Here is a 15,308-nt window from a genome sequence, read left to right as displayed (position 1 = left end):
TATATTGCACAGTGATGGGGATCACTAGGCAACGGTGGATCTCCGGGCAACGGCGCCGGGCCTGAAAACGGCTGCGCCACCAGACGTCGAAAGGTGCACCATGACAGTTACTGAGGAATTCCGCGCAGCACGCGACCGGATGCTTGGCCTCCGCACGGACTACGAGGCGGCGCGCACCGAATTCCAGTGGCCGCGTTTTGAGCACTTCAACTTCGCGCTGGACTGGTTCGACCAGATCGCGGCGGACCCGGCCAAAGCCGGCAGGCCGGCCCTTGTCATCGTCGAGCAGGACGGCTCCGCCACGCGGCGCAGCTACGCAGACCTCTCCCGGCGCTCCGCCCAGGTGGCCAACTGGCTGCGCGGCCAGGGTGTGCGGCGCGGCGACCGGATGATCATCATGCTCGGCAACCAGGTGGAACTCTGGGAACTGATGCTCGCCGGGATCAAGCTGGGCATCGTCATGATCCCCACCACTACCCTGATGGGGCCTGCCGACCTGAAGGACCGCGTGGAGCGCGGCGGGGCGAACTGGGCCGCCGTCGGAAGCGCCAATATCGGGAAGTTCGCCGAGGTCCCGGGCGACTACACGCTGATCGAAATCGGCGCCGGCAGCGCGGCCGCCGATGAAAACGTCCTGCAGTACGCAGCCTCGGCCGGTTCGGGCGAAGAGTTCACCCCGGACGCGCCGACCCTGGCCGACGAGACCCTGCTGCTCTACTTCACCTCGGGCACCACGTCCAAGGCCAAGCTGGTGGAGCACACGCACACCTCCTACCCGGTGGGCCACCTGTCCACCATGTTCTGGATCGGCATGGAACCCGGCGACGTGCACCTGAACGTGGCCTCCCCCGGCTGGGCCAAGCACGCCTGGTCCAACGTGTTCACGCCGTGGATCGCCGAAGCCTGCGTCTTTATCTACAACTACGAGCGCTTCGACGCCAAGGCGCTCATGGAGCAGATGGACCGCGAAGCAGTCACGAGCTTCTGCGCCCCTCCCACGGTGTGGCGCATGCTCATCCAGGCCGACCTGACCCTGCTCAAGAACCCGCCCACCAAGGTGGTGTCCGCCGGGGAGCCGCTCAACGCCGAAGTGATCGACCAGGTCCAGCGCGCCTGGGGCCAGACCATCCGCGACGGCTTCGGCCAGACCGAATCCACGGTGCAGATCGCGAACACCCCGGGCCAGCCGATCAAGATCGGCGCCATGGGCAAACCCCTGCCGGGTTACGACGTGGTCCTCGTGGACCCCGCCACCGGTGCGGAAGGCGACGACGGCGAGCTCTGCCTGCGCCTTGACCCCCGCCCCGTCGGGCTGATGAAGGCGTACTACGGGGACCCCGACAAGACGGCGGAGGCGTTCCGCGACGGCTACTACCACACGGGCGACATGGCGAGCCGGGACGAGCGCGGCATCATCACCTACGTGGGCCGCGGCGACGACGTCTTCAAATCCTCCGACTACCGGCTGTCCCCGTTCGAGCTGGAAAGCGTGCTGATCGAGCACCCGGCGGTGGCCGAGGCCGCCGTCGTCCCCTCCCCGGACGCGCTCAAGCTCTCCGTGCCCAAGGCATTTGTGGTCCTGGCCGCCGGGCACGAGGCCGGCCCGGAGCTGGCCGAGGACATCCTGCGCTACTGCCGCGACCACCTGGCACCGTTCAAGCGGATCCGCCGGCTGGAGTTCGCCGAGCTGCCCAAAACCATCTCGGGCAAGATCCGGCGCGTGGAGCTGCGGCACAGCGAAGAACTGCGCCACGGCGGCGGGGCGGTCCCGGCGGGTCTCGGCACGGAGTACTCCGAGGCGGACTTCCCGGGGCTGAAAAGCCCGGCCGAAAAGCTAGGCTGAACCCCATGAAACTCAGGACAAGAAGCTGGGGGTGCCGTGGCAACGCCCCTGCCGCGTGATCCGATCGCCGACGCCCGGCTGAACTGGGAACGGCACGGCTGGTCCGACGTCGCCGCGCCCATGGCTGCCATCACCGCCATCATGCGGACCCAGCAGCTCCTGCTGGCCCGGATCGAAGGGGTCCTGAAGCCGTTCGGGCTGACGTTTGCCCGGTACGAGCTCCTCGCCCTGCTGAGCTTCGCCCGCAGCGGCGCGCTGCCCATGAACAAGGCAAGCGCGCTGCTGCAGGTCCACCCCACCTCGGTGACGAACGCCGTCGACCGGCTCCAGCAGGCGGGGCTGGTCCTCCGCTCGCCGCATCCCACCGACGGGCGCACCACTCTCATTGAGCTCACCCCGGAGGGGCGGACGCTGGCCAAACGCGCGACGGCGGCACTCAACACCGAGGTGTTCGCCCAGTCAGGCTTCGCGGAGCAGGATGTCGACCAGCTGATCCGGATCCTGGGCACCTTCCGCCGCAATGCCGGCGACTTCAGCGGATGATCCGCCCGGACTGAACGGACCGACCAACACTGACCGCCCGTCACACTGCAGTGACGGGCTCCGCGGCACCAGGAGACGACTCATGCAGCCGAACGCCTATTCCCGCCCCGATGACCGGGAGCTGCTCCGCGCATCCCTGCGCCTGCTCTCCGGCAGGTTCCGGCCCGCCGTGCTCTTCGCCGGCCTGGCCAGCGGCGAGCGGCTGCAACTGACGGACTTCCTGGGCACCGCGACGTCCAGCCTGCACCAGGTGGTGGTGGTCCCCGGAGCCGGCCTCGGCGGCCGGGTCTTCGCCCAGCGCCGGCCGTTCCTGGTGGAGGACTACATCGCCTCCGAGGGAATCACCCATGAATACGATCTCGCCGTCAGGCGGGAACGGTTGACCTCGATGGCGGCCGTCCCCGTGGTGGTCAAGGGCACGTCGCGGGCGGTGCTGTACGTCGCCAGCCGCGACAGTGCGCCACTGGGGGAAACTGCTGTGCGCGAGGCGATGGGGGCTGCCGCCGAGATTGCCGGGGAACTCCGCGTCCGGGACGAGGTGGACCGCAGGGTGTCGATTATCGACACGGCACGGGCCGAGCCCGCCCTGACCCTTGACCGGAGCTGGCTGGAGCACGTCCGGGAGGCCCACGCCGAGCTGCGCTCCCTGGCCGGCTCGGTGTCCGATCCTGCCCTGGCACGGCAGTTGGACATTATCGGCAGCCATCTGGCGCCGCCGCCCGCGGATGGGGTCCACCCGACGGCACGGCTGGCCCGCCGGGAACTCGACGTGCTGGCGCAGGTGGCACTCGGCTGCTCGTACCAGGAAACCGCGGAGCGCCTCGGGCTGAAAGCCGTGACCGTCAAAAGTTACCTGCAGAACGCCATGGCCAAATTGTCCGCGCACAACCGGCTCGAGGCCGTGTCCGCGGCCCGCCGGCTGGGACTCATCCCGTAGAGCGGGGCTGCCGGATTTCACCGGCAGCCCCGCTCCCCCAATGGCAGTTCTCCCACAACAGGATCCTTGGGCTTCGAATCCCCCCTAGTGCCGGGAGGCGGGCTCCGCGGCTCCGGCGGCGCTTACGGCTGCGGACACATCCGGCGTCGCGCCTTCCAGTCCTTGCTTTTCGCGGTTGGGCAGGAAGAGGGTGCACAGCACGCTGAACACGCCGATTCCGGCGAGCAGGAATCCGACGGACCACGCCCCGGACGTCCCGGCCAGCTGGGCGGCCACGAGCGGCACGATGCCGCCGCCGACGACGCCGGCGAGGTTGTAGCCCATGCCGGCGCCGGTGTAGCGGTAGCGGGTCTCGAACAGTTCGGGCAGCAGCGCCCCGGCGGGACCGTAGGCGATGGCGAAAATGACGAGGGTGACCGTCAGGCCGACGGCGAACGCGAAGACGGTGTTTGCGCTCAGGATCGGGAACAGCGCCAGGGACCACGGCACGGCGAGGATGCAGGAGGTGGCGATGACCTTCTTGCGGCCGAAGCGGTCCGAGAGAATGCCGGAAGCCAGGGTCGCGGCGGCGACGAAAACGGAAGCGACCATGCCGGTGCTGAGCACTTCCACCCGGCTCAACTGCATGCCGGTGGGGCTCGAGGCGTAGCTGGTGAGGTAGGCGGTGCCCATGTAGAAGAAGGCAAACAGCAGGGTCAGCGAGCCGCCGGCGAGCAGGATTTCGCGCGGCTGGCGCTTGATCGATTCGAGGACGGGAAGCTTGGTGGTGGTGTGGACGGTGGTGGCGGCGTTTTTGAACACCGGGGTTTCCTCGATGCTCAGCCGAACCCACAGGCCCACGAGTACCAGCACTGCGCTGAGGATGAACGGCACGCGCCAGCCGATGGAGATGAACGCCTCGGACTTGTCCCCGAGGGTGAGGTTGGTGATCAGGAAGGTGCCGCTGGCCAGGAAAAAGGCCACCGACGGACCAATCTGTGGAAAGGATCCGAAGAGGCCCCGCTTGCCCTTGGGCGCGTATTCGGCGACCAGCAAGGTAGCCCCGGCCCACTCTCCGCCCACGGCGAGGCCCTGCACGAAGCGCAGCACCACCAGGATGATCGGGGCGGCCACGCCGATTGTGTTGGCGTCGGGGATGAAGCCGATCAGCACGGTGGCGATGCCCATCATGAGCAGCGTGGTGATGAGGGTTTTCTTCCGGCCGATCCGGTCGCCGAAGTGGCCGAAGATGATGGCGCCCACCGGGCGGGCGAAGAAGGCGACGGCGAAGGTGCCGAAGGAGGCGATCGTGCCCGCGGCGGCCCCGAGCGCCGGGAAGAAGACGACGGGGAAGACCAGGGCAGCCGCGGTCCCGTAGATAAAGAAGTCGTAGAACTCGATGGTGGTGCCGGCGAAGCTGGCGAAGGCGACCTTGCGGAGTGTCCTGCGGCTGGGCGGCGCCTGCAGCCCGGCCGGCGAACTCGGTGAAACTGAAGTCATGGCGATCTCCTTTGATGTCAGACTCGGTGCACTGCTTTGTGACTCAGCTCACCGTAACCAAAGCGTGGACATCCAACTACCTCCTAAAAGAGGTAGCTGGGATGAGCGCCGGGCCGCCCGGGCGGTCCCCTAGACTTCGGAAAGAAACCAACCCTGAAACTAGAGGAGCGCAATGATTCCGGAGATCAACATCTGGGCGGTACTGCTGGCCACCCTGTCCAGCATGGTGGTCGGGTCCGTCTGGTACACGCCGAAGGTATTCGGCAACTACTGGATGCGCGTCGCCAAGGTCACGCCCAGCGGTGACGCGAAGGACGCCGTGAAACCGATCCTGGTCACCCTCGTCGTGAGCTTCATCAGCGCAGCGGTCCTGGCCGGATCAGCCGCCATCTCACAGCACTTCTACGGCGGGAACTTCCTGGCCAACACCCTGGTCACCGCCGTGATCCTCTGGGCCGGCTTCACGGCGGCCCGGTTCATCACCCACGACGCCTTCGAGGGCCGCCCGGCCGGGCTGACGGTCCTGAACTGCGCCCACGAACTGGTGACTTTGGCGGTGATGGCGCTCATCATCGGGTTGTTCGGGATCAGCGCGGCCTGACGACGCGCAAAAGCCCTGACGCTACGGGAATAACGTGGCGTCAGGGCTTTTGCGCGTCGTGGAGCGTTAGCCGAAGCGCAGGAAGGTCGCGCGCCCCTGCCTAGCGGTGCGTGAAGTCCGGCTGGCGCTTTTCAGTGAAGGCCGCCATGCCTTCCTTCTGGTCCTCGGTGGCAAACAACGAGTGGAACACGCGGCGTTCAAACAGCACGCCCTGGGCCAGTCCGGTCTCGAAGGCCGCGTTGACTGCTTCCTTGGCCACCATCGCCACCGGCTTGGACTTGGAGGCAATTACCTCGGCGGCTTTCAGGGCCTCCTCGACGACGTCGGCGGCCGGCACCACGCGGGACACGAGGCCGGCGCGTTCGGCTTCTTCGGCGTCCATAAAGCGTCCCGTCAGGATCATGTCCATGGCCTTGGATTTGCCCACGGCGCGGGTGAGTCGCTGTGAGCCGCCCATCCCGGGCAGTACGCCCAGGTTTATTTCCGGCTGGCCGAATTTGGCGTTGTCCCCGGCGATGATGAAATCGCACATCATCGCCAGCTCACAGCCGCCGCCGAGGGCGAAGCCGGATACTGCCGCGACCACGGGGATGCGCAGCCGCGTGAAGTCTTCCCAGCCCCGGAACCAGTCCGCCGCGTACATGTCCATGTAGCCCTTGGACTGCATTTCCTTGATGTCCGCGCCCGCCGCGAAGGCTTTGGCGGAACCTGTCACCACCACGGCGCCCACGTCCGGATCGGTGTCCATGGCCGTCACCGCGGCCACGAGGTCGTCCATGGTGGCCTTGTTGAGGGCGTTCAGCGCTTCGGGCCGGTTGAGCGTCACGAGCCCCACCCGGCCGCGCCGCTCCACCAGAATGTTTGTGTACTGCTCCGTCATGCCTGTCCCCTCGGCTGCTGTTCAGAAAAGTTTGCTGTTCAGAAAGGTTGCTGTTCAGAAATGCTTGGTCTTCGGCCGGCTAGTGGCCGGATTTGTCCCGGATGTCGGTGATGATGCCGGAGAAGTCCCGGCCCGCCCCGCCTTCCGCGGCAAAGGTATCGTAGATTTCGGAGGCGAGCGGCCCCAGCCGGGCGGCGACGCCGGTGCTTTCCAGGGCGTTGAGGGCCAGTTTGAGGTCCTTGGCCATCAGCGCCCCCGCGAAGCCGGGCTGGTAGTCGCGGTTGGCCGGGCTGGTGGGCACCGGCCCCGGGACCGGGCAGTTGGTGGTCAGCGCCCAGCACTGGCCCGAGGCCGCAGAGGCGACGTCGAACAGGGCCTGGTGCGTGAGCCCCAGCTTCTCCCCGAGCACAAAGGCTTCACTGACGGCGATCATCGAGACGCCGAGGATCATGTTGTTGCAGATCTTCGCGGCCTGCCCGGCACCGTGTTCCCCGCAGTGCACCACCCGCTTGCCCATGACTTCCAGCAGGGGTTTGACCGCTTCGAAGTCCTCCGGAAGTGCCCCCACCATAAACGTCAGGGTGCCGGCCTCGGCCCCCACGACGCCGCCGGATACCGGAGCGTCAACGGCCCGGTGACCGGCCGCGACGGCCAGGTCGGCTGCCTCGCGCGCCTCGTCCACGTTGATCGTGGAGCAGTCCAGGAAGAGCGTGCCCGGAGGGGTGATGTCCAGCAGGCCCGGCCGGCCTGCGTTGTCTGGGCGGTTGGGGGTGCCGCGGTAGGCGTCCAGGAGGTGCTGGCCGCTGGGCAGCATGGTCAGCACGACGGCGGCGCCGGCTACCGCTTCCACCGCCGTGTCCGCGGTGGTGATGCCGTGGGCACGGGCGGTTTCCAGTGCGGCCGGCACCGGATCGAAGCCGGTCACCGAATAGCCGGCCTTGACCAGGTTGATGGCCATGGGTCCGCCCATGTGGCCGAGGCCCAGGAAAGCGATGGTGCCGGCGTGGGCCGGTCCGGACCCTGTTGCTTCAGACCCCGTTGCTTCAGACCCCGTTGCTTCAGACATTGTCCCGCTCCTTCGAAAGGTTCAGTTCACGGTCGCCCAGCGGCGCGAAATAGGATTCGACGTCGCCACGGCTGACTTCCGCCAGGCTGGCCGGCTGCCAGTGCGGGTCGCGGTCCTTGTCCACCACCTGCGCCCGGATGCCTTCGCGGAAGTCGGGGCCGGCCAGGAACCGCAGTCCCACCCGGTATTCCTGCTCGAGGGCTTCCTCGAGGCTCAGGCCTGTGGCCCGGCGCAGGGATGCCAGCGCCACTTTCACGGCGGTCGGTGATTTGGTTTCGATCGTGTCGGCGACGTCCGAGGCTTCCCCGCCCACCGCGCGCAGCCGCCGCAGGATCTCTTCGGCGTCGTCGCTCGAGTAGCAGGCGTCAATCCATTCCTGCTGCGCTGCGAGGACAGAGCCCGGGGCTTCCCCGGCGAAGCGTGCGACGGCGGCGTCCACCGGCTCGTTCTCCAGCGCCTCCTCCAGCGCAGGCAGGCTTGCGGACGGCACAAAGTGGTCCGCGAGCCCCAGGAACAACGCGTCGGAGCCGCTCAGGTGCGCCCCGGTGAGGGCTGCGTGGGTGCCGGATTCGCCCGGCGAGCGGGAGAGCAACAAGGTTCCGCCGACGTCGGGCACAAAACCGATCGTGGTCTCCGGCATGCCCATCCGGGTGCGTTCGGTGACGATCCGGACCGAGCCGTGCGCGGAGATCCCCACCCCGCCGCCGAGGACCAGTCCGTCCATCATCGCCACGTACGGCTTGGGGTACTCGGAAATCAGCAGGTTCAGCCGGTATTCCTCGGCCCAGAAGCCGACGGTCGCGCCGCCACCGTCGAGCATGTCCCGGTAGATGGCCACGATGTCGCCGCCGGCGCACAGCCCCCGGTCGCCGGCGCCGCGGACCAGCACGGCGGCCACGGCGTCGTCGTCCGCCCAGAGGGTGAGCTGCTCCAGCATGGCGGACGCCATGCCGGCGGTGAGCGCGTTGACGGCGTTGGGCCGGTTGAGCGTGACCACGGCGAGCCGGCCGCGCCGCTCGAACAGCACCTCCGCGGGCGGGGAATCCCCGGAGTGCTTCCCCGCCATCAGCTGCCTTCCGGCATCACGAAGCTGGCACCGGTGCGGATACCGGAGGGCCAGCGGGTGGTGACCGTCTTGGTCTTGGTGTAGAAGCGGAAGGCGTCCGCGCCGTGCTGGTTGAGGTCGCCGAAGCCGGAGGCTTTCCACCCGCCGAAGGTGTAGTAGGCGATCGGCACCGGGATGGGGACGTTGATGCCCACCATGCCCACCTGGACCCGGCTGGCGAAGTCGCGGGCGGAGTCGCCGTCGCGGGTGAAGATGGCCACGCCGTTGCCAAACTCGTGCTCGCTGCACAGGCGCAGGGCCTCGTCGTAGTCCTCCGCGCGGAGCACACTCAGCACCGGGCCGAAGATCTCTTCCTTGTAGATCGTCATGTCCTTGGTGACGTTGTCGAACAGCGTGGGTCCGACCCAGAAGCCGCCGTCGTAACCCTCCACCTTGAGGCCGCGGCCGTCGGCCAGCAGCGTGGCGCCCTCGTCGACGCCGGCCTGGATGTAGCCTTCAATCCGTTCCTTCGCGGATGCGGCCACCACCGGGCCGAAGTCCGAGTCCTTCGCGAGGCTGTGGCCCACCTTGAGGTCCGCGATCCGCTCCTCTAGCTTGGCGACGAGAGCGTCGCCGGTGGCCTTGCCGACCGGCACGGCCACCGAGATGGCCATGCAGCGTTCGCCGGCGGAGCCGAAGCCGGCACCCATCAGGGCGTCCGCTGCCATGTCCAGGTCCGCGTCCGGCATGATCACCATGTGGTTCTTGGCGCCGCCGAAGCACTGGGCGCGCTTGCCGTTCGCGGCTGCCGTGGCGTAGATGTACTGGGCGATCGGCGTGGAGCCCACGAAGCCGATCGCCTGCACGCGGGGGTCCTCCAGCAGGGCGTCCACGGATTCCTTGTCACCGTTGACGACGTTGAAGACGCCGGCGGGCAGGCCGGCCTCGGTGAAGAGCTCGGCGAGGCGCAGCGGCACGGAGGGATCGCGCTCGGACGGCTTGAGGATGAAGGAGTTGCCCGCGGCGAGGGCCGGGCCGGACTTCCAGAGCGGGATCATGGCCGGGAAGTTGAAGGGGGTGATGCCGGCGACGACGCCGAGCGGCTGGCGCAGCGAATGAACGTCAATGCCGGTTCCGGCGCTGTCCGAGAATTCGCCCTTGAGCAGGTGCGGGGCGCCGGCAGCGAATTCCACGACCTCGATGCCGCGCTGGATGTCACCCTTCGCATCGAGGAAGGTCTTGCCATGTTCCGAGGAGAGCAGGGTGGCGAGTTCGTCCAGGTTCTGGTTGACCAGGTCAACGAACTTGAGCAGGATCCGGCCGCGGCGCTGCGGGTTCATGGCCGCCCACTCGAGCTGGCCCTTCTCCGCGTTGGAGACCACGTTGCGGACCTCTTCGGTACTGGCCAGCGGCACCCGGGCCTGGACCTCGCCAGTGCACGGATCGTAGACATCGCTGAAGCGCCCGGAGGTGCCTTCAACATGCTGTCCGTCAATGTAGTGGGATAGTTCGCGAACCATGATGGAATGCTCCTTTGCACCGTGTGATTGACGTGGTGACGGCCAGGCCGCCTGTGACCCACATCATCTTCTGCTCCTGAATATACTCGGACTTCCTACTAAATTCCAGAGGGCCTCCAGCCGGCGGGCAGCTTCGTCCGGCAGCCAAGTTCGGTAAGTTAGGGGGTGTGAAGATAGCTACCTGGAATGTGAATTCGCTCCGTGCCCGCGCCGACCGTGTTGAAGCGTGGCTTCAGCGCACCGACTGTGATGTCCTGGCCATCCAGGAAACCAAGTGCAAGGACGACAATTTCCCCTGGGAGCTGTTCGAGAACATGGGCTACGAGGTGGCGCACTTCGGGCTGAGCCAGTGGAACGGCGTGGCCATCGCCTCCCGGGTGGGACTCGACGACGTCGAACGCACCTTCATTGACCAGCCGGTCTTCGGCAAGAACGGCAAGGACGCCGTGCAGGAGGCCCGCGCGATCGGCGCCACGTGCGGCGGCATCAGGGTCTGGAGCCTCTATGTCCCCAACGGCCGGGCCCTCGACGATGAGCATATGCCATACAAACTCAGCTGGCTGGACTCCCTGCGGACCCATGCCGAAGGCTGGGTGCGGGACGATCCCGAGGCGCAGATTGCCCTGATGGGCGACTGGAACATTGCCCCGCAGGACGACGACGTCTGGGACATCGACTACTTCCGCGCCGAGGGCCTCACCCACGTGAGCGACCCCGAACGCGCCGCCTTCCACGCCTTCGAAGAGGCCGGCTTCCAGGACGTTGTCCGCCCGCACACCCCCGGGCCCGGCGTGTACACCTACTGGGATTACACGCAGCTGCGCTTCCCGAAGAAGGAAGGGATGCGGATCGATTTTGTCCTGGCCTCCCCCGCTCTGGCCGCCCGGGTCACCGGCGCCGCGATCGACCGTGAGGAACGCAAGGGCAAGGGCGCCTCGGACCATGCCCCCGTGATCGTGGAGTTGAGCGACTGATGTGCGCCGCCCAGCGAATCGAGGTGGTCCCATGACAGGAAACCTCTACCGCGGACAGGCCGGGCTGCCGTTCTCCTCGGCACTGCGGGTCTACGAGCCCTTGGCGGCGTTTCCCGAGGAGCAGCAGGGCGCCCTGCGCACGGCGGGAGCCCGGAGCGTTTCCCGGGCGGCCGTCGAAAACGCCGAGCTGCTCGCCTCCCTGGGCCGCATCACGCGCCAGGGCGGAGACCCGTTCCCCACCGGGGCGACGGACCTGGTCCGTGTCCTGGCGGCACCCCGGAAGAGCGCGCCGCCGGCACCGCCGGCCAACGACGGCGGCACAGTTACCCCCGGCGCCGGGAACCCCGACGCCGGGCCGCAGGACAGCCTGCTGTACTGTCCCAGCCAGCTGGTGCTCCGCGCCGGGCTGGCGGCCAACGCCTTGATGGAGGGCATCCACGGGCCGCTGGCGCAGTTGCTGATCCCCGAAGAGCAGCGCGATCGGCACCAGGAGCGCATCGATGATGTGCGGGCGCATGCCGGGCTGGGCCGGGTGCACACCCGGGCCTCCACGTGGGGCATCCCGTTCAGTTGGTTCTGCCTGTTCCAGGAATCGGATCCCACGGACGTGGTGGAATCCGAGGGGCACATTGTCACCGTGCGGATCCGGGCGACGATCGGCGAAGCCCTGGAGCGGGTCCGCTATGCGGTGGCCCACCTGGCCCTCGCCGCACCGGACTTGGACATGCTCGAGGACCTGACGCAGCTCACCGAATGGCTGGAACTCTTCCACCCGGAGTCGGTGGTGGAGCTGGACTACGGCGCCGTGGCGGACAAGGTCTACCCGGATGACTCGCCGATGGATGTGCGGCTGGGCATTGAATGCCTGGCCGAAGGGGACATGACCGGGGCGGCTGCCGCCTACCGGCGCCTGGCGTCCCGCTGGATTCCGATCCGGCAACTGGCCCGCGCGTCCTGACGTCCCCGCGCTTTTAGTACGTTGCCGCGCTTGCGGTTCGCGTGCCGGACGCCGTCAGCGTCCGGACTAGGCGTGCTGCCGGCGGTCAGCCACCCGGCGCTGCGCCGTTCCGGGTTGTACCGGCGCTCCGTGGCGGCGGCGCCGTGGTGCTGCGGACGATCAGTTGGTGCGGGGCGACCGTGGAGCGCACTGACCCGGCGATCCCGTCGAGCTCGTCCAGCAGCATTTTGGTGCCCAGTTCGGCCTGCTCGTCCGGGCGCTGCCCGACGGTGGTGAGACCCATGGCCTCGGAAAAGTCGTGGTCGTCGATCCCGATCACGGAGAGATCCGCAGGGACCCGCACCCCGGCCCGCGCGGCCTCGAAGATGATCCCCATGGCCATCTCGTCCGACGCGCAGAAAATTGCCGTGGGTTTCGGACCGGGCCTGTCCCACAGCCGGCGGAAGGCGTTCTGGCCGCTGCGGACCGTGAAATCCCCCCATTCGTCCCATTCCTCGCGGACGTTCAGGCCGGCTTCGGCCATCACGTCCTGGAACGCTTTGATCCGGACCCGGGGGACGTCGAAGTTGAGGTCGGTTTCGTCGTCCCCGTGCAGCAGCGCGATCTCCGTATGCCCGAGTCCGATCAGGTGCCGCACTGCCGTCGCGGCGGCGGCGTAGTCGTCGATTCCGATGTAGGGGCATTCCTCGACGTGGCCTCCGACGACGACCAACGGGATGTCGATCTTTTGGAGGTGCTCGATTTCTTCATGCGTCAGCGCCATACACAGCACCAGCAGCGCATCGATCTGCTTGTAGACCATCGTTTTGCTGAAGAGCCGCTCGCGGTGGCTGCCGTGGCCGCCCAGATTGAATAAAGAGAGGTTGTACTGCCGGGCATGCAGTTCCCGGTCTGCGCCCTCGATGGCCTTGGAGAAGAACCAGCGGCTGACGAACGGGGCCAGCACGCCGATGGTCTTGGTGCGCCCGGTGGCCAACCCGGACGCCGAGGAGGAGGCGACGTAGCCCAGGGCTTCGGCGATGCCCAGGATCTTCTCCCGGGTGGCCGGGGAGACCCTGGGCAGACCGCGGACGGCGCGGGACACGGTGGCGGTGGACACTCCGGCGGCAAGGGCCACATCCTCGATGCTGACGCCGGAGTGGCCTCCGCGTTGCGCCCTGTCTGTTGTCTTTGCCACCGTGTCCCCTTGTCGACTGTCTGCTGCCGCCTGATGTCCGGCGCAGGAGTTCCTTGTTCGCCTCCCCCACGGCAACGGCGCCCCCGCGCCCGTCCTCAGTTGCGTCTGGTTGCCGTCCTTTCGGGCAGGCGGCGGCGCAGCCGGATCAATCCGTACAGGGCCAGCACCATAGCCAGCAGGCCCAGGGCCCAGCCAAGCGCCGGCTCGCCGGTTACCTCCATCCAGACGGTGACCACAAACAGCACCAGCGCCCAGAAGCCGAGGAGACCGATAATGATGTCGAAGTCCTCGCCGGAGCGGACACGACGGTGTTCGCTCCGGACCAGACCACGGGTAGGTTTGCCGTTCACTGCCGGGCCATCACTTCACGGCGCCGGCGGTGAGACCAGCGACGATCTTACGCTGGAAGACCAGCACCAGGATGACCAGCGGAATTGTGACGATCGTTCCGGCAGCCATGATGGCCGTGTACGGAATCTGTTGCGGCTGGGCCCCGGCGAAGTTGGCGATAGCCACCGTTACCGGCTGGGTTGCGTCGTTCGAGAGCTGGCTGGCAATCAGGAACTCATTCCACGAGGAGATGAACGCCAGGATCGCCGTCGTGAAGATGGCCGGCGCCGCAAGCGGCATGATCACCCTGCGGAACGCCTGCCCCTGGGTGCACCCGTCCACGCGGGCCGCTTCTTCAAGCTCCCACGGCATTTCCCGGAAGAACGATGTCATGGTGTACACCGTCAGCGGGAGGACGAAGGAGATGTTCGGAATGATCAGTGCCTGGTAGGTGCCGATCCAGCCGATGTTCGTGAACAGCTGGAACAACGGGGTGATGAGGGCGACGCCGGGGAACATGGAGGCTCCCAGGATGAAGCCCAGCACGAGGTACTTGAACCGGAAGTTCAACCGGGCCAGGGCATAGGCCGCGAACACACCGAGAACCAGCGAGATCACGGTTACCGTCACACCGATGAACACACTGTTCAGCAGTGCCTGGCCGAACCTGTTGCCGAACGAGGTATCAAAGGCGGTGCGGAAGTTGTCGAGCGTGATGTGGGTGGGCAGGAGCGACGTGTCGTAGGTGTACCCCACGTCGCGGAACGCCGTCACCACCATCCAGTACGCCGGAGCGAGGCACCAGAACAGGATCACGGCGGCACTGACGTACGTGCGGACGCTGGCCCACTTCTCGCGGTTCTGGGCCGCCTTGCGGCCACGGTCCTGCTCGGCCCGGAGTTCGGTCGCGGCGGTCATTTCTTCCCCTTACCTGCACCGGTCTGCTGCTCCACGACATTCGCTCCGAGGAAGCGGACGAAGATGAAGGCCACCATGAAGATGATGATGAACGTAATGGTGGACAAGGCCGCGGCTGAGTTGAAACCTTGCCTGATTTGGTTGACCACCAATATGGAGAGCGTCGTGGTGTTGTTGGAGCCTTCCGTCAGAATGTACGGGAGGTCGAACATGCGCAGGGCATCCAGCGTCCGGAAGAGGATGGCGACCATCAGCGCCGGCTTCACCAGCGGCAGGGTGATCATCCGGAACCGCTGCCATGCGGACGCGCCGTCGACCTTGGCAGCTTCGTAGACCTCGGCCGGAATCATCTGCAGCCCTGCCAGGATCAGGAGGGCCATAAACGGCGTCGTTTTCCAGGTGTCGGCAATGATGACCGCCCACCGGGCCGGGATTTCGCTGCCCGTCCACAGGATGGTGGTGTTGAACAGCTTGTTGCCGATGCCCTCAAAAGCGAAGATGAACAGCCACAGCTGGGCCGTGACGGCTGTGGGGATGGCCCACGGCACCAGCACGGCCGCGCGGACCAGGCTGCGACCCCGGAAGGTGCGGGCCATAATGATCGCCATCCAGAAGCCCAGGATCGTCTCCAGCGTCACCGTGACGATGGTGAAGTAGAAGGTGGTTCCCGTGGCGGACCAGAACTGCGAACCGAGGGTACCCGGCGGGCAGGCCACGGTTCCGCCGCCCGGGGCGGCGCACTGCTGGAAAAGCCAGTTGGTGTAATTCGAGAAACCGGCGGGCCCACCCTCGGTGAAGAGTCCCGTGACGGGGTCAAGGCCGGCATCCTTCTGGAAGGACATCACGATGGCGCTGATGATCGGGTAGACGATCACAATTGCCAGCGCGACGATGGTTGGCGCCAGCAGCCACGAGGCCCACTTGCCCTGGCTCGCTATTGCGTTGTCCTCCCCCACGCCCTTGGGCCCGTGGTGGATCGGGGTACCGCCCGACGCCGGTTCCTTGACCGGCGTCGGGCCCAATTCGGTAGCCATGGC

The 15,308-nt window shown here is 67.1% G+C and carries 15 protein-coding genes; 6 read left to right on the top strand and 9 right to left on the bottom strand.

The annotated features are described in order from the left end of the window. Positions 1-100 precede the first annotated feature (100 nt). The 3 genes from AC6EUH_RS04905 (at position 101) to AC6EUH_RS04895 (ending at position 3,323) form a co-directional block, all read left to right on the top strand. Positions 101-1,843, top strand: a complete 1,743-nt coding sequence (locus AC6EUH_RS04905; RefSeq protein WP_499737949.1) for an AMP-binding protein — start codon at positions 101-103, stop codon at positions 1,841-1,843. A 36-nt stretch (positions 1,844-1,879) separates the two neighbouring features. Further along, positions 1,880-2,386, top strand: a complete 507-nt coding sequence (locus tag AC6EUH_RS04900; protein ID WP_499737948.1) for a MarR family winged helix-turn-helix transcriptional regulator — start codon at positions 1,880-1,882, stop codon at positions 2,384-2,386. Between the two features lie 82 nt (positions 2,387-2,468). Next, on the top strand, positions 2,469-3,323 hold the full coding sequence (locus AC6EUH_RS04895; RefSeq protein WP_499737947.1) for a LuxR C-terminal-related transcriptional regulator: 855 nt from the start codon (positions 2,469-2,471) through the stop codon (positions 3,321-3,323). 84 nt (positions 3,324-3,407) lie between these two features. On the opposite strand, the gene AC6EUH_RS04890 is transcribed toward AC6EUH_RS04895, so the two are convergent. After that, complete coding sequence (locus AC6EUH_RS04890; protein WP_499737946.1) at positions 3,408-4,802, bottom strand: MFS transporter; 1,395 nt, start codon at positions 4,800-4,802, stop codon at positions 3,408-3,410. Between the two features lie 172 nt (positions 4,803-4,974). Between AC6EUH_RS04890 and AC6EUH_RS04885 the strand changes: the two genes are divergently transcribed. Then, a complete protein-coding gene (locus AC6EUH_RS04885) occupies positions 4,975-5,403 on the top strand; it encodes a DUF1761 domain-containing protein (RefSeq protein WP_056427838.1) in 429 nt (142 codons plus the stop codon). Positions 5,404-5,503: 100 nt separating this feature from the next. On the opposite strand, the gene AC6EUH_RS04880 is transcribed toward AC6EUH_RS04885, so the two are convergent. The 4 genes from AC6EUH_RS04880 to AC6EUH_RS04865 form a co-directional block, all read right to left on the bottom strand. Beyond that, on the bottom strand, positions 5,504-6,283 hold the full coding sequence (locus tag AC6EUH_RS04880) for an enoyl-CoA hydratase (protein WP_056427840.1): 780 nt from the start codon (positions 6,281-6,283) through the stop codon (positions 5,504-5,506). A 79-nt stretch (positions 6,284-6,362) separates the two neighbouring features. Beyond that, positions 6,363-7,349, bottom strand: a complete 987-nt coding sequence (gene mmsB, locus AC6EUH_RS04875; RefSeq protein ID WP_268753745.1) for a 3-hydroxyisobutyrate dehydrogenase — start codon at positions 7,347-7,349, stop codon at positions 6,363-6,365. Then, a complete protein-coding gene (locus AC6EUH_RS04870; RefSeq protein ID WP_499737945.1) occupies positions 7,342-8,415 on the bottom strand; it encodes an enoyl-CoA hydratase/isomerase family protein in 1,074 nt (357 codons plus the stop codon). The genes mmsB and AC6EUH_RS04870 overlap by 8 nt, the downstream gene beginning before the upstream one ends. After that, a complete protein-coding gene (locus tag AC6EUH_RS04865) occupies positions 8,415-9,914 on the bottom strand; it encodes a CoA-acylating methylmalonate-semialdehyde dehydrogenase (RefSeq protein WP_056427846.1) in 1,500 nt (499 codons plus the stop codon). The genes AC6EUH_RS04870 and AC6EUH_RS04865 overlap by 1 nt, the downstream gene beginning before the upstream one ends. Before the next feature lie 167 nt (positions 9,915-10,081). Here AC6EUH_RS04865 and AC6EUH_RS04860 point away from each other — a divergent pair, with 167 nt between their 5' ends. Continuing rightward, complete coding sequence (locus tag AC6EUH_RS04860) at positions 10,082-10,888, top strand: exodeoxyribonuclease III (RefSeq protein WP_499737944.1); 807 nt, start codon at positions 10,082-10,084, stop codon at positions 10,886-10,888. Positions 10,889-10,919: 31 nt separating this feature from the next. After that, a complete protein-coding gene (locus AC6EUH_RS04855; protein ID WP_499737943.1) occupies positions 10,920-11,846 on the top strand; it encodes a DUF8083 family protein in 927 nt (308 codons plus the stop codon). A gap of 85 nt (positions 11,847-11,931) precedes the next feature. On the opposite strand, the gene AC6EUH_RS04850 is transcribed toward AC6EUH_RS04855, so the two are convergent. The 4 genes from AC6EUH_RS04850 to AC6EUH_RS04835 all read right to left on the bottom strand — a co-directional run bounded on the left by AC6EUH_RS04850 (position 11,932) and on the right by AC6EUH_RS04835 (position 15,305). After that, complete coding sequence (locus tag AC6EUH_RS04850) at positions 11,932-13,023, bottom strand: LacI family DNA-binding transcriptional regulator (RefSeq protein ID WP_056427855.1); 1,092 nt, start codon at positions 13,021-13,023, stop codon at positions 11,932-11,934. Between the two features lie 95 nt (positions 13,024-13,118). Continuing rightward, entirely contained in the window at positions 13,119-13,373 is a 255-nt protein-coding gene (locus tag AC6EUH_RS04845; protein WP_056427858.1) for a hypothetical protein, read from the bottom strand. A gap of 10 nt (positions 13,374-13,383) precedes the next feature. Continuing rightward, positions 13,384-14,271, bottom strand: a complete 888-nt coding sequence (locus tag AC6EUH_RS04840) for a carbohydrate ABC transporter permease (protein ID WP_499737942.1) — start codon at positions 14,269-14,271, stop codon at positions 13,384-13,386. Further along, positions 14,268-15,305, bottom strand: coding sequence for a carbohydrate ABC transporter permease (locus AC6EUH_RS04835; protein WP_056427862.1), 1,038 nt, complete (start codon positions 15,303-15,305; stop codon positions 14,268-14,270). The genes AC6EUH_RS04840 and AC6EUH_RS04835 overlap by 4 nt, the downstream gene beginning before the upstream one ends. Between the last annotated feature and the right edge of the window lie 3 nt (positions 15,306-15,308).

This window comes from Arthrobacter sp. 001422645 (genome assembly GCF_059816125.1).
This window is presented reverse-complemented; position numbering and strand designations above follow the sequence as displayed.

Excerpts from the sequence above, each read along its gene's own strand:
- AC6EUH_RS04905 (WP_499737949.1), top strand. The coding sequence starts at position 101 with ATGACAGTTACTGAGGAATTCCGCGCAGCACGCGACCGGATGCTTGGC.
- AC6EUH_RS04895 (WP_499737947.1), top strand. The coding sequence starts at position 2,469 with ATGCAGCCGAACGCCTATTCCCGCCCCGATGACCGGGAGCTGCTCCGC.
- AC6EUH_RS04890 (WP_499737946.1), bottom strand. The coding sequence starts at position 4,802 with ATGACTTCAGTTTCACCGAGTTCGCCGGCCGGGCTGCAGGCGCCGCCC.
- AC6EUH_RS04885 (WP_056427838.1), top strand. The coding sequence starts at position 4,975 with ATGATTCCGGAGATCAACATCTGGGCGGTACTGCTGGCCACCCTGTCC.
- AC6EUH_RS04880 (WP_056427840.1), bottom strand. The coding sequence starts at position 6,283 with ATGACGGAGCAGTACACAAACATTCTGGTGGAGCGGCGCGGCCGGGTG.
- mmsB (WP_268753745.1), bottom strand. The coding sequence starts at position 7,349 with ATGTCTGAAGCAACGGGGTCTGAAGCAACGGGGTCTGAAGCAACAGGG.
- AC6EUH_RS04870 (WP_499737945.1), bottom strand. The coding sequence starts at position 8,415 with ATGGCGGGGAAGCACTCCGGGGATTCCCCGCCCGCGGAGGTGCTGTTC.
- AC6EUH_RS04865 (WP_056427846.1), bottom strand. The coding sequence starts at position 9,914 with ATGGTTCGCGAACTATCCCACTACATTGACGGACAGCATGTTGAAGGC.
- AC6EUH_RS04855 (WP_499737943.1), top strand. The coding sequence starts at position 10,920 with ATGACAGGAAACCTCTACCGCGGACAGGCCGGGCTGCCGTTCTCCTCG.
- AC6EUH_RS04840 (WP_499737942.1), bottom strand. The coding sequence starts at position 14,271 with ATGACCGCCGCGACCGAACTCCGGGCCGAGCAGGACCGTGGCCGCAAG.
- AC6EUH_RS04835 (WP_056427862.1), bottom strand. The coding sequence starts at position 15,305 with ATGGCTACCGAATTGGGCCCGACGCCGGTCAAGGAACCGGCGTCGGGC.